At 33.4% G+C, this 13,749-nt stretch carries 13 protein-coding genes; 6 read left to right on the top strand and 7 right to left on the bottom strand.

All coding sequences use genetic code 11. The annotated features are described in order from the left end of the window. Nucleotide 1: 1 nt before the first annotated feature. Nucleotides 2–991 (bottom strand): NAD-dependent epimerase/dehydratase family protein, encoded by a 990-nt coding sequence (locus PHR76_RS03430; RefSeq protein WP_300058586.1) that lies wholly within the window; start codon nt 989–991, stop codon nt 2–4. Nucleotides 992–1,066: 75 nt separating this feature from the next. Between PHR76_RS03430 and tyrS the strand changes: the two genes are divergently transcribed. Then, nucleotides 1,067–2,374: a tyrosine--tRNA ligase gene (gene tyrS, locus PHR76_RS03425; protein WP_300058584.1), complete on the top strand. Its 1,308-nt coding sequence runs from the start codon at nt 1,067–1,069 to the stop codon at nt 2,372–2,374. Here the strand turns inward: tyrS and PHR76_RS03420 are convergent. The 5 genes from PHR76_RS03420 to PHR76_RS03400 all read right to left on the bottom strand — a co-directional run bounded on the left by PHR76_RS03420 (nt 2,367) and on the right by PHR76_RS03400 (nt 8,939). Beyond that, the gene (locus PHR76_RS03420) at nt 2,367–3,344 is read right to left on the bottom strand and encodes an acyl transferase (RefSeq protein WP_300058582.1); all 978 of its coding nucleotides are present in this window, start codon (nt 3,342–3,344) and stop codon (nt 2,367–2,369) included. The two genes, tyrS and PHR76_RS03420, sit on opposite strands and share 8 nt — an antisense overlap. A 75-nt stretch (nt 3,345–3,419) precedes the next feature. Continuing rightward, on the bottom strand, nt 3,420–4,271 hold the full coding sequence (locus PHR76_RS03415) for a T9SS type A sorting domain-containing protein (RefSeq protein ID WP_300058580.1): 852 nt from the start codon (nt 4,269–4,271) through the stop codon (nt 3,420–3,422). A gap of 111 nt (nt 4,272–4,382) precedes the next feature. Next, nucleotides 4,383–4,721 (bottom strand): T9SS type A sorting domain-containing protein, encoded by a 339-nt coding sequence (locus PHR76_RS03410; RefSeq protein WP_300058578.1) that lies wholly within the window; start codon nt 4,719–4,721, stop codon nt 4,383–4,385. A gap of 111 nt (nt 4,722–4,832) precedes the next feature. Beyond that, nucleotides 4,833–6,008 (bottom strand): hypothetical protein, encoded by a 1,176-nt coding sequence (locus PHR76_RS03405; protein ID WP_300058576.1) that lies wholly within the window; start codon nt 6,006–6,008, stop codon nt 4,833–4,835. A gap of 183 nt (nt 6,009–6,191) precedes the next feature. Further along, nucleotides 6,192–8,939 carry a TonB-dependent receptor gene (locus PHR76_RS03400; protein WP_300058574.1) on the bottom strand — a complete coding sequence of 916 codons (2,748 nt, stop codon included), beginning with the start codon at nt 8,937–8,939 and terminating at the stop codon, nt 6,192–6,194. Between the two features lie 191 nt (nt 8,940–9,130). On the opposite strand from PHR76_RS03400, the gene PHR76_RS03395 reads away from it, so the two are divergent. Together PHR76_RS03395 and PHR76_RS03390 are read left to right on the top strand one after the other, a co-directional pair. Next, on the top strand, nt 9,131–9,814 hold the full coding sequence (locus PHR76_RS03395; protein ID WP_300058573.1) for a response regulator transcription factor: 684 nt from the start codon (nt 9,131–9,133) through the stop codon (nt 9,812–9,814). A gap of 65 nt (nt 9,815–9,879) precedes the next feature. Beyond that, entirely contained in the window at nt 9,880–10,923 is a 1,044-nt protein-coding gene (locus PHR76_RS03390; protein ID WP_300058571.1) for an ATP-binding protein, read from the top strand. Here PHR76_RS03390 and PHR76_RS03385 read toward each other — a convergent pair. Beyond that, nucleotides 10,897–11,976 carry a glycosyltransferase gene (locus PHR76_RS03385; protein WP_300058569.1) on the bottom strand — a complete coding sequence of 360 codons (1,080 nt, stop codon included), beginning with the start codon at nt 11,974–11,976 and terminating at the stop codon, nt 10,897–10,899. The genes PHR76_RS03390 and PHR76_RS03385 overlap by 27 nt on opposite strands. A gap of 70 nt (nt 11,977–12,046) precedes the next feature. Between PHR76_RS03385 and trmB the strand changes: the two genes are divergently transcribed. The 3 genes from trmB to PHR76_RS03370 are packed head-to-tail and all read left to right on the top strand — an operon-like array spanning nt 12,047 to nt 13,713. Then, nucleotides 12,047–12,721 (top strand): tRNA (guanosine(46)-N7)-methyltransferase TrmB, encoded by a 675-nt coding sequence (gene trmB, locus PHR76_RS03380; RefSeq protein WP_300058567.1) that lies wholly within the window; start codon nt 12,047–12,049, stop codon nt 12,719–12,721. 30 nt (nt 12,722–12,751) lie between these two features. Beyond that, nucleotides 12,752–13,387, top strand: a complete 636-nt coding sequence (locus PHR76_RS03375; protein WP_300058566.1) for a LysE family transporter — start codon at nt 12,752–12,754, stop codon at nt 13,385–13,387. An 8-nt stretch (nt 13,388–13,395) separates the two neighbouring features. Further along, nucleotides 13,396–13,713, top strand: coding sequence for an MGMT family protein (locus PHR76_RS03370; protein WP_300058564.1), 318 nt, complete (start codon nt 13,396–13,398; stop codon nt 13,711–13,713). Nucleotides 13,714–13,749: the final 36 nt, after the last annotated feature.

Genomic DNA, 13,749 nt, shown 5'->3' with positions numbered 1-13,749 from the left:
GCTAAAGTGAACTGATTTCTTTGAGGTAAACCCGAATAGGTTTAAAGGTAAAGGATAAGGTTTTAGTTATTTTGTCATTGGAATACATAGCGGTTGTGTGCAGCGATTTCACCATTGATTTAGATAATATTCTCTTTTTAAGTAGGAGTTTTGATAATACCCAGTCTATTCGACATGCCAACATTGTCATCCAGGGTTTTGCATATAAATAGGGAGGCTTTACGTTAAAATTTTGCCCAATCCAATTGGATAAGGTTTTAAAATCGATGTTTTCTGCTATTACGGTAAAACGTTCTCCAGAAAAGGAGCTTTTCATCAATAAAAACATTACGTTAACCAAGTCCTCAACAGCTACAAAACCGCTAGAGCCCAAGGTGTAAAAAGGCATTCCTTTTTTTATTTTAGTAATAATTTCACCACTTGCAGAGTCCCAAAAACCCGTACCTAAAATTACTCCAGGATTTACAATAACACAACTTAATCCTTCTTGTTGGGCTCTCCAAATTTCCATTTCGGCACCGTATTTCGAAATGGCATAATCACTATGTGCTTTTTCTTGATTCCACTCACTTTCTTCAGTAATAATAGTTTCGCTTTCATTTAAATCACCTAAAGCAGCGATTGAACTTACATAGCAAAATTTTTCTATTCCAAAAGCCAATGATAAATTAACCATATTGGCTGTTCCTTCAATATTTACTTTTCGCAATATCGCTTCGTCTGTGGGGTCAAAGGAAATCAAAGCAGCACAATGATAAACTAATGTGCAGTGCTTAAAAGCTATTTCTAAAGCAGGAATATCATTTAAATCACCTTCAACCCATTCAATTTCAGAAAATAATTCTGATTTTTGAAATTGTTCAAATAATGCTTTGGTTTTGTGAATGGTGATTTCATTGCGATACAACGCTTTTGACTTTTCGCCTTTTTGTGCTAAATGCAAGAGTAAATGTGCTCCCACTAATCCGGTTCCGCCAGTAACTAAATTCATAAAACAAAGATAAATGTTTCCGTTGTACATTTTCAAATTATCGAATTAAAACTATCTTTGCCAAAATTAATTTAAATGAAAAATTTAGTAGAAGAATTACGTTGGCGAGGTTTGTTTCACGATATGATGCCGGGAACGGAAGAACAATTGTTGAAAGAAGCAACAACTGCTTACATCGGATTTGATCCTACCGCAGATTCATTGCATATTGGCAGCATGGTTCAGATTATCTTATTGGTTCATTTAAAAAATTTTGGGCATCAACCCATTGCCCTTGTCGGTGGTGCTACTGGAATGATTGGCGACCCATCTGGAAAATCAGATGAGCGGAATTTGTTAGATGAAGAAACACTTAATAAAAATGTAGAAGGTATTAAAAATGTGCTTTCTCGGTTTTTAGATTTTAATTCGGCCGACGCAAATGCGCCTCTTTTAGTAAATAACTATGATTGGATGAAGAACTTTACGTTTATTGAATTTGCTCGCGATATTGGTAAGCGAATTACCGTGAACTATATGATGGCGAAAGATTCGGTCAAAAAACGCTTGAGTGGCGAAATAGGCGAAGGAATGTCGTTTACGGAGTTTACGTATCAATTAATTCAAGGTTATGATTTTTACTATTTGCACAAACACCACCAGTGTGTATTGCAAATGGGGGGCTCAGACCAATGGGGAAATATTACAACGGGAACTGAATTGGTGCGAAGAATGAACGTGAATTCAGAAGAAGGAGGTAAAGCTTTTGCTTTAACAACGCCGCTTATCACCAAAGCTGACGGTTCTAAATTTGGAAAATCGGAAGGCGGAAATGTATGGTTAACAGCCGACAAAACCTCGCCGTATAAATTTTATCAATTTTGGTTTAATTCAACTGATGTAGATGCCGAAAAATATATCAAAATCTTTACTTTTTTAGATAAAGCGACTATTGATGATTTAATTGAAAAACACAGGGCTGAACCGCATTTGCGTTTGTTACAGAAAAGATTAGCCGAAGAAATTACGGTTTTTGTTCATTCTCAAGAAGAATATGATAAAGCGGTTAAAGCATCCTCTATTTTATTTGGAAATTCTACTTCAACTGATTTAAAAGAATTGGATAGTCAAACTTTTTTAGATGTTTTTGATGGTATTACTCAAGCAGAATTAGCTCAAGCGGATTTGGCGGAAGGAATTACTATTGTAGATGCGTTAGCCAGTAAATCGGGTTTTATGTCATCTAACGGAGAAGCAAGAAGAGCATTAAAAGAAAATTCTATTTCTGTAAATCGCGAAAAAGTAACAGAAGATTTTTCGATTACAAAAGAAGATTTAATCAATAATGAATTTGTTTTATTGCAACGCGGAAAGAAAACCTATTTTATCTTGCGATTTATATAACCAATAAGTTACAACCACGAATATCACTCGCGTCAAAACGTCCCAATACTTCAAAAGAGTGATTGGGATTTTTTTTGCCTAAATCTTGCGTAGCAATAAAGGAACACGAATTAACATTCGCCAAATCAATGATATTTATACCACCTGTTTTTCCGTCGGCAAGATAGCTGAGGGCGTCTTCTGTATCACGAATTAAGATGTGCATCCAAGGCGGACATTCAAAAATACCATTTCCAAATGAATAGGCTTGTGATAATAATTCGGTCATCCCATATTCCGAATGAATGGTAGAAACGCCAAAACCTTCTCTTAAAGCAGCATGCAATTCCTCGCGAATCATTTCTTTACGCTTGCCTTTCATACCGCCTGTTTCCATGATAACCGTATTTTTTAATTGAAATTTTTTCTTTTCAATTAAGTCTAATAAAGCATAAGTCACGCCAATTAACAATACATTTTGACCTGAATTATCAAGTTGTTCTAATTTTTCAATTAACTCGTTATAATTGTTGAGGTAAAAACCACTGTCTGGATTATTGGAATTTCTTATCATATCATCAACCATATAAATCAATGATGAGCCTTCACGCTCTAAATAGGAAGGGAGTAGTGCTAAGATGACATAATTTTCAATTGAACCATAAAACTGAGCAAAAGCAGTTCGGAAACTTTGCTCATAATAGGCTAAATCGGTTACCGCATGTTGGCTATTCACCATTCCGGTAGTGCCACTACTTGTGAATATAACTTCAATGGGAGATGCCGAACTGACTACTTGGTGGCTTTTGAAAAACTGAATCGGCAAAAAAGGAATATCAGCAATTGCTTTAACGTTTGCCTTGTCTTTTTTTAAAAACTGACAAAATTCTCGGTAAACTGCATTCTGTTCAAATTGAAAACGAAACACTTTGAGTGCCATTTTTTCAAATGATTTTGAAGAAGCTAATGAGAAAATTTCAGATGGAGTCAATGTTTTTTTTGCAAAAATAAGAATAAAAAAAGCACCAACTTTCGTTGATGCTTTTTTTGTATAATAAAAGTGAACTTATTTAATCACTAATTTTCTAGAAGCAGTATTACCTTCTTCTGTGATTTTCACAATGTAAACACCAGATTTTAAAGCGGCAACATTGATTGATTCAGCAGCAGTAACTTTATTTAATACTTGTTTTCCAAGGATATCATAAATTTGGATACTTTTTTCTGCATTGATGTCAGTAGAAATATATAATGTTCCGTTCTCTACTGGATTAGGATATACTTTTAAACCGGCAATAGCATTTTTGTTTAAACTTAAAGTATATGAACCTAAGTTAACAATTGTTTGAACTTGTGGGCCAGGAGGTGTTAAACAAGAACCAGCAGTATCTAAAGTATTGATTGGAGCAATAGTCCAATTTGATTCAATGAAAGCTCCGTCAGGACCAGTTCCATTATTTCTTTTAGCATAGGTATCTAACCATTCCCAAGAAGTTCCTGTTCCGTCAATATCACTCACGCCAAATTGATCAATAACAGCTTCTGATGAAGTGTTGATAATTCTTAAACGGTCATCACCATTAAGGTTCATTACGTTGTTTTCTATGCTATTACCAGCAACAATCATTGGAAATTCCGTAGTAGCTACAGCAATGTTAGCGTTTGTATAAATAATATAAACAAACGAATTTGTTCTTGTTCCTAAAGAAGATAAATCTACTGCAGTTCCCCAAGTGGTATTAGCATTAGTTTGATTTTGAACAGAAAATTGTGTAAAATCAACAGTTCCTTTAGCGTAAATTTCACATACTTTTGGTAAACCACCAGGACATGGCCCGTCTACGAAAGCAGTTAATACAGGTTGTGAAAATCCAAAAGCGGACATCAAAATTAAAGATAGAGTGTAAAGTTTTTTCATTTTAATAAATGTTTAAAATAATTTATGTGACAAAGGTACTAACATTTTCTTGAGTAATAAAAAAATGTAGGTAAAAGTATTGTTAATAATTGTAAATAAATAGTAATCTAACTACTTGATAATCAATTTTCGGGTAGCAGTCGCTTCTCCTTCTTTGATTTTAATCATATAAATACCTGGTGATAAGGACGAAACGTTCAGCTCTTTTGATGATATGATTGTTTGTAAAACGATTTTACCAATAATATCAAAGATGATTATTTCCTTAGCTAAAGAAGACTTTGATGAGATGTATATTTTGCCATTGCTCACAGGATTAGGATAAAAGCTTAAACCTTCTATTGTAGTTTCTTGTAACTTAGAAGACTGCTGAGTCCTCCCTTCTTGAGCCGAAACGGTCAAGGAAAGAAACAAAATAGTTAAAAAAGTAAATAAGTATTTTTTCGTCATCATCATAAATTACACTAACAAAGGTAATAAAATATTTCAAATATCATACCAAAGTAAAAAAAATCCTGAATTGTTTAATTCAGGATTTTAAATAACTTTTTTTTGTTTTAATTAGAATCCAATTGCCCAGCCAGAAGACCAGCCCGGAGCACCGCTTCCGTTTCCGGCACCCATTCCTGTTCCAACAGTAACAGCGGTAGAAACATCTTCACTAGTTCCATCAGTTTTTTTGCCTTTCGTTTGGGTAGGAACATCGTTAAAGTTAACATTAGTAGCCATTAAAGAGCTTCCTACATAGCTAATAGTTTCATCATGTTCTATATCAAAACCAGTTTTCCATGCTTCTAAATAAACATTTGAAAAAATTCCTTTCGTCCCTCTTCTTAATTTAATAGCTTGGTTTTCAGGGTATACAGTAACTTCTGCACTACTTCCGGGTCCAACTAAAGTCATATTTGTAATCGTTGGATTAGCTATTGGCATATTTAAAAATCCCAATTCAAAATTATCTGCTTCAATTCCTCGGTTTCCTTTTCCATTTGCAACTTTTCCATACCAATTAGAATTTGTTCCATTCCAACCCTCTGTCCAATCATATTGATCGTCTTCATTTCCAATTGAAACTAAATTAGAAGTATTTACAGTTCCACCAAAAAATTCAAAGCCATCATCTGAACCATTTAGGGCTTCAACGTATTCAAAAGTTGTTCCTGAACCTACTCCAAATAAAGAAACTCCGTTGAATTCCTTTTCGCTGTTAAATGCAGCTCCGGCATATTCAATTCGTAAATATCGTATAGAACCAGAATTGTCATTAGCGATTGTGCCACCATAAGTTAAATCGGCTACTTCAGATTGTGCTGTTCCTGTTCCGCCGTCTACTCGGTTAATCGGAGCTTTTCCACAAATAACTAATCCGCCCCAGTCACCAGGAGCTTTAGTTGCTAAACCACTTGTGAAAATCACAGGATTAGAACTTGTTCCATTCACATTAATTTTTCCTCCTTGAGTTACTGCGATATAAGAAGCTGTACCACCAACTCCTTCAATAATAGTTCCTGCTGGTATTATTAAAGTTGCTCCTTCATTTACTTGAATTTTTCCTGTTAATTTGTAAACAGTTCCTGCGTTTAAGATTACTTCACCATCAGAAATTGTTCCCTGAAAATTGTTTGGGTCTAAAACAAAACTTGAAGACGATGAATCTTCTTCATCTGTAGTGCAACTTGTGAAAATCCCTAAGGCAAGTACAATTAAACCGGTTACTTTTAAAATTGTTTTTTTCATTTTTTTATTTTTGTGTTGTTTATTTGTGCAAAGATGGGTTACTAGTATTGGTTAAAAGTTAAGCGAATGTCAAACTTATTTTAAGAAAGTAGCTCATTGTATTAAGGCAATGTTTCGAATGTTCGGATTCTATAAAAGCAAAAGAGTGATCGAAATCACTCTTATAACAGATATCCTATTTTTTTAAAATTGATAACTAATGCTTAAATTAAAGTTTAATCCTTTTTTATAAGTCAAAACATTAATATCCCCAGAACTATTTTCCTGTACTCTATTGATTGTTGGGTCAAGCAAATTTCTAGCAATGAAATTCACGCCTAGATTCTTTGTTAATTTTGATTTTGCCACAAAGTCTAGTGAACCAAAAGCTTTGTCAACTAAATCACCGCGACCGTTTGTTCCAATAGCATAAACTCTGTCAGAAAAATAGGCATAAGCTATTGTGCTTGAAAAATTACTTTCTTTTTCATTCCATTCTGTTATAAAAGTAACATCTGCATTTAATAGTAAGTCGGAAGCTCCTGTAAATTTACCCTCTTCATTAGTGAATACAACGTTGTAATCTGTTTCTTTAATAACTTTAAGGGTATTTAACTCTTGATTGCTGTATAAATAAGAAGCATTTAATCCGCCGGATAATTTTTGAGAATTAGTTCCTTCTACTTCAAAAAGTAATTTTCTTAATTCAACTTCGGCACCAGCCACATAGCCAAAATCACCTGTGTTTATAAATGAAATATCATTTGTTGAAGAAGAAATAGTAACTTCATTCATTGGATTTAAGATGTATTTTCCAAATCCTGTAACAGAAACAACTTCTTCATTTTTAGGGAATAATTCCCATTTTAAATCGAAATTATAATCATCTGAAGCATACAAATCAGGATTACCAACCTTTACCTCAGTTACTTCTTCATAAACAAATAAGGCTCTTTCCTTAAATTGTGGTAACGTATAGGTTTTGCTAAATCCTAAACGAAGATTTTGTTTTTCATTAAGCTCATACTTCATTGTTAAACTTGGTAAAAAAGCAATTTTTTCTAGCTCGTCTTTTCCGCCACTTGGTTCTAATTGCGTATTCCATTTGACACTCTGAAAAATATATTCTCCTCGTAATCCAACTAATGCGGTAAGTTTTTCGAATTTATACTCTGTATTTAAAAAAGCCCCGTGAATCAATAATTCTCCATCATATGTCTGCGGAGCTAAGGCATTGCTTACTTGAGAATTTCCTCTGAATGTTGCAATAGAAAAATAACCATTGCTAAGATTTTCTTGGTTATAAAATGCATCTAAATTATCTGGGTCAACAATCGTATTTGTAAAACCTGTATTTGACTTGAAATTGAATTGAGTTGCTTCAAAATCTCTGGTTTTATATCGGCCATTATATCCAAAAGTGAATTTTCCTTTGTAGATAAATTCTTTTTTGTCGAATTTATATTCTAAAGAAGCATTTCCAACAGTTTCATTTTCTTCTAAATACTGAAAATAACGGTGATTGTCTGGTGCAGAAATATTAGATAAAACATAACCGTTTGTTTCTTTTCGAAAGATATTTTGTGTTCGGTCTGGCATGTCGCCTTGCACCTTATTCAAGGCTGCAGCCCAATTTAACTTTGTGCGTTCATTAAATTTATGTTCACCTATAAGCTGATTGATAAATAAGTTATTCTTCACATAAGTTGAACGTCTAATTAATCCATTTCCGTCATTGGCTATATCTACAATAAGACCAGAATATTCTTCTTTTGTTTGTGAAGAAGAGTTGACATAAACCGAATTGAAATTGATTTTATTAGAGCTATTGATTTTATAACCTAAATTCCCCATTAGGGTTGTATTTGTAGTATATCCTAAGGAAACAAATTCTTCAAAATCTTTATTGATAACTCCAGCTTCATTCACACCACCTTTTGCAGATCCATCCGCAATAGCAGAATATTGATTGCTAAATGATGCAGTGGCAAAAAAGTTCAATCTACTCACTTCGCCAACTTGAAATGATTTACCTCCCGAGATTCCAAAAGAACTAGCAATTGGCGATTTTTTATCTAAACCTAAAGAATTATAGTTGTATTCTGTTAAAGGATTGTTTGGTATTGCATAAGTTGTAAAACCACTTCCAGATGGGCCGTTTTGTAATGTAAAATTGTTTTCACTAATCGCATTACTATTGATTTTAGACTCGACATCTAATTTAATGTACTGTTTCCCGCTAAAATCTTTAGAAATAATATCAATATTTCCTCCAGCAAAATCTCCATATAATTTACTGTTGTACACTTTGTCGATCGAAACATATTCCAAAATATCGGTTGAAAATATATCCAAATTGATATTCTTTTTTTCTGGATTATTTGATGGAATTGGTAGTCCGTTCATTGTGGAAGAATTGTAACGATCTCCTAAACCTCGCACAAAAATGTTTCCAGAACCTTCTTGTTTTGTGATTCCTGTTGTTTTTGTCACTGCAGAAGACACATCACTAATTCCTTTTCGTGACATTTCTTGTGCACCAATGCTTTGTTTAATATCAACTGAAATTTTTTGGTCAATTAACAAGGCACTTTCACGTTCCTTACTTGTAGTTGTTTCAACCACTACATCGCTTAACATAAATCCGCCACCAGCTGTTAATGCTTTATTAACAGTAATAGTTTCATTTGCTTTTACAACAATTGACACTTCAATTGTTTCGTAACCTAAAAAACTTAAAGACAATATATAATTCCCTGGCTCTGCAGAAAATTCATAAACACCATTTTCATCAGTAGTAGTTCCTGAAGGGGTTCCTTTTAAAAAAGCATTCGCAAAAGGAAGAGGTTCGTTATTCATATCTTTATCGGTTAAAGTACCAGTAACAGTTCCTTTTTGAGCAAATGTTAGCGTACAACTGATTAAGAAAAGAAATACAATTTTAAAATTCATTTTGATGGTTTTAATTTTGGTGCAAAAATAGCCTTGAACTTGTAAAGCTCAGGTTATCTCCTCGTTATGATTTTGATACAAGTAGGTTATTAAAAGGTTATGAGATTAAATTATAGTTAAGAGCGTATTTGATTTTGTATTATCTTTATCTTTACAACATCATTACAATACAAATGCACAAATTAGAAAGCATGAAAAAAAAAGATATTAAAATCTTATTGGTTGATGATGAGCAAGATATATTAGAAATTGTAGGTTATAATCTAGCTCAAGAAGGCTATCAAATAAGTACTGCTTCAAATGGTAAAGAAGCCATTCTAAAAGCTAAAAAAGAGTTGCCTCATTTAATAATTTTGGATGTGATGATGCCCGAAATGGATGGTATGGAAGCCTGTGAAAATATAAGGCGAATACCTGAATTAAGTCATGTCATTATCGCTTTTCTAACTGCTCGAAGCGAAGATTATTCTCAAGTAGCTGGATTTGAGGCAGGTGCAGATGACTATATTGCTAAACCGATTAAACCTAAAGTTTTAGTTAGTAAAGTCAAAGCATTATTGCGACGTTTAAAAGAAGATGAGCAAAATAAAGATGTGCTAATTGTAGGAAACATCGAAATAAATCGGGAGGAGTATAAAATTATTCAAGATGAAAAAGAAATTATTTTACCACGAAAAGAATTTGAATTATTCTATTTATTAGCGTCTAAACCTGGAAAAGTTTTTAAACGCGAAGAAATTTTAGATAAAGTTTGGGGAAATGAAGTTATTGTTGGTGGTAGAACCATCGACGTACACATCCGTAAGCTTAGAGAAAAAATTGGAGATGAATTTTTTAAAACTATTAAAGGAGTAGGCTATAAATTTGAAATTTAAGCATTTCATTTATTTAAATGATTAATTACTATACCTTTGAATCGCTTTAGAAAAAACCATTTGTTATGGCCGTTAATTTTAAAAAAACATACAAATTTGCAGTAAAATCAGCTTTATATATTGCTTTTTTTTCGTTTGGATTTTTACTAGTAACACTCTATTTTTTTGGAGAGCTGAATTATTATTTAGTTTTTGGATTTTCTTCAGCTATTTTTATCTTTTCTTTTTTTGTGCTACAATATCGGGTGGAACGCTTTATTTATCGTCGGGTTAAAAAAATATACGATGATGTATCACTGTTAGATTCTACTACTTTTCGCAGCCAACCCATCACTACCGATATGGCCACGTTGACCAAGGAAGTCAAAAAATTTGCTACCGATAAAAAATTAGAAATAGAAACTTTAAAAGTTCGTGAAGAATACCGACGCGAGTTTTTGGGAAACATTTCGCACGAATTAAAAACACCTTTATTTACGGTTCAAGGATATATTTCTACGTTAATAGATGGTGCTGCAAACGACAAAGTGCTTCGTAAAAAATACTTAGAACGAGCAGAAAAAGGTGTTGAACGGCTTATCTATATTGTCAAAGATTTAGATTTAATCACCAAATTGGAAACGGGCGATTTAAATTTAGAATATACTATTTTTGATATCGTAGAAGTAATAAAAAATGTATTTGAATTATTAGAAATGGGTGCGGCAAATAAACGAATCACGCTAACATTCGATTCTAAATATAGCAATCCAATTTTTGTCAAGGCCGATAAGGATAAAATTCAGCAAGTTGTAACCAATTTAATTATGAACTCCATTAGATACGGAAGAAACGGCGGCACAACAGAGGTTAGTATAGAGTCTTTTGTCAACAAAAAAGTAATTATTCGAATTACCGATAATGGGGAAGGGGTTCAAAAACAACATATTCCGCGATTATTTGAACGTTTTTATCGAATTGATAAAAGTGGAGCTCGGTCTGAAGGTGGTTCCGGATTAGGTTTGGCTATCGTGAAACACATTATTGAAGCACATCGTGAAAAAATATATGTCGAAAGTCAATTTGGCATGGGATCTGAATTCTCATTCACACTCGAAAAGCAAAAATAATTTCTTCCAATCTGGACTTTCCTCATACTGTGGTAATCCTTTATAGAGCTCAATTTCGGCTAAGTTTTCAATAATAAATTTATCTTGTTTGGCCATTGGTATGAATCCTTCTTTTTTGTATTTCTTGGCTAAATATTCTTGTTCAAACTGACCCGGAGTAGGAATAAAAAACGCTTTTTTGCCCAGTTTTGCTAAATCCATCACGGTCGTATAGCCTGAACGGGATAACACCAGTTCGCTTTCATTAAACGTTCGTTCTAATTGCGAGGAGGTCATGAAATTATAAAAAGTTACATTTTCTATTTGTTCTACTTTTTGCTCCGTTTCCACCAAACCTTTGATGAAAACCACTTCTTTTTTATATCTTTTTATTTCTTTGAACAAACGGTTTTCTAATAAAGTTCGTTGAGGTTCTGGTCCCGATAAAATGACCATCAAATCATATTTTTTAGGAAGATCTATCTTATTAAAACGACTTATTGCTCCAATGTAATTGATTTTAAAATGCGGATGCTCTAAATGGCCTAGTTTTCCTGATAAATTCGGAAATTCTTTATGGTCTGGCACCCAGCATTCCATGTATTTTTTGATGATAAACTGATGCAGCTTACTCGAAATCCAACTCGTGTTTCCCGATAAAACATTTAATTGATGCGTGATAAAAACCGAAGGAATCTTTTTAGAATAAACCCCTAACCGATTATCTGAAATTAAGCCGCTCAATTGATATTTTTTCACCCATTTTTTCACCAACTGTCTTTCTTGGTAAATGGCTTCAAACATTTTGGGACTGTTCTTTATCATTTTCCATTTAAAAGAAGCTCCTTTTGCAGGATATTCAATTTGATACGAGGGCAATTCTAAAAAAAGCAGTGATGGAAATTCTTTCTTTAAAATTTGCAAGGCTATCCCGTCAGAGGCAATAATGGGTTCAAATCCCTCGGTCAAAAGTGCTTCAATAATAGGAATGCAACGTGTAGCGTGACCAAGTCCCCAATTTAATGGAGCAACTAATATTTTTAAATGATTATTTTCCACCTTTTGATAACTCATTAATAAAAGTAAAAGTACACTATTTTTGATTAAGTATATTTCCCTAATTTTACAAAAAAATTAAATAGTAGTGGGAAGTAAGAATAAATTAAAGCGTTTTAAAGAAAATGAATCTTTTCAAAATGTGCTAGAACCAACTCGAGAAGAAGTGGTAGAAGGTAATTTTAAATGGAAAGGCAATTGGAATAAAGACTTTTTTAAAAATGATAATCCAATTATTTTAGAGTTGGGATGTGGCAAAGGAGAATATTCGGTTGGATTGGCAGAACGCTTTCCCGATAAAAATTTTATCGGAATCGATATCAAAGGAGCCCGTTTTTGGCGTGGAGCAAAAACAGCTGTAGAAAACGGTTTGCATAATGTCGGATTTCTTCGCACACAAATTGAATTAATTGAGTATTGTTTTGCCGAACAAGAAATAGATGAAATTTGGATTACCTTTCCCGACCCCCAAATTAAATATAAGCGAACGAAACATCGGATGACGAATACCGAATTTTTACAACGCTATAAAAAAATTCTGAAACCAAACGGAATCATGAATTTAAAAACGGATAGCGAATTTATGCATGGCTATACACTCGGATTGTTACATGGTGAAGGACATGAAGTCATTTATGCAAACCACAATGTGTATAAAAACGAAGGCTCTCCTGCGGTAGTAACGGCGATTCAAACGTTTTATGAAAAACAATATTTAGCTCAAGACAAACCAATAACGTATATCCAATTTCGAATTAAATAACCGACTCGTTTGTCATTAAAAACAGATTGAATGAATGTTACTTTACCTATTTTACTCGGATTTTCAGCTGCTGCAGTAGGCACTGCTTTGCCTGGTTTACTGAATTTGACAGCAGCCAAAGTAGGAATGCGTGACGGAAAAAATCGTGCGGTTTGGTTCGCATTTGGAGCATCACTGGTGGTTTTTTTTCAAACGTTAGTTGCGATTCTATTTGCCCGTTTTATAGATAACAGAGCCGACATCAAAGTGCTTTTGCAAGAAATTGGATTTGTACTTTTCTTTTTGCTTACGCTTTACTTTTTTTGGAGTGGAAAAAAGATGAAAAATCCAAAAAAGAAGGAAGAAATCAAAATGCGAAGTAAATCTAGTCGGTTTTTCATGGGCATCTTACTCTCTTCTTTAAATTTATTTCCAATTCCATATTACGTTTTTATCAGTGTGACTTTGGCCTCTTATCACTATTTTTATTTTGATAATTATTTTATTTATGCTTTTTCAACAGGTGCTGCTGTGGCTGCCTTTTTAATCTTTTTAGCCTATATTTCATTTTTCAAAAAACGAGATCACGACAATTCTTTTATCGCCAAAAACATCAATTATATTATTGGAACAATTACGGGAATCGTAACTTTAATAACTTTGTTTAAGATCGTTATGAAAGACTAAAGATAAATATGGGAGAGAATTTCTTTGAACGTGTTTATATCCTTGTTCGCCAAATACCTTACGGACGCGTGACTTCCTATGGTGCTATCGCAAAAGCATTGGGCACCGCTCGTTCTGCAAGAATGGTTGGTTGGGCACTGAATGCTTCCCATAATTTAGAAGATGTTCCCGCTCATCGTGTTGTGAATCGAAAAGGTTTGTTGTCCGGAAAACATCATTTTGAGGGCGCCAATTTAATGCAACAACTATTAGAATCAGAGGGAATTGAAGTGGTTAACAATCAAATTGTTGATTTTGAAAACCATTTTTGGAAACCCGATTTTTAGTGTTTAATCCGTTTTAAAATGTTAAAAAAAATCGTT

The sequence above is a fragment of the Flavobacterium sp. genome, from assembly GCF_028689845.1.
Lineage (GTDB): Bacteria > Bacteroidota > Bacteroidia > Flavobacteriales > Flavobacteriaceae > Flavobacterium.
Note: the sequence above shows the minus strand (reverse complement) of the source record. Positions and strands in the feature narration are given on the sequence as shown.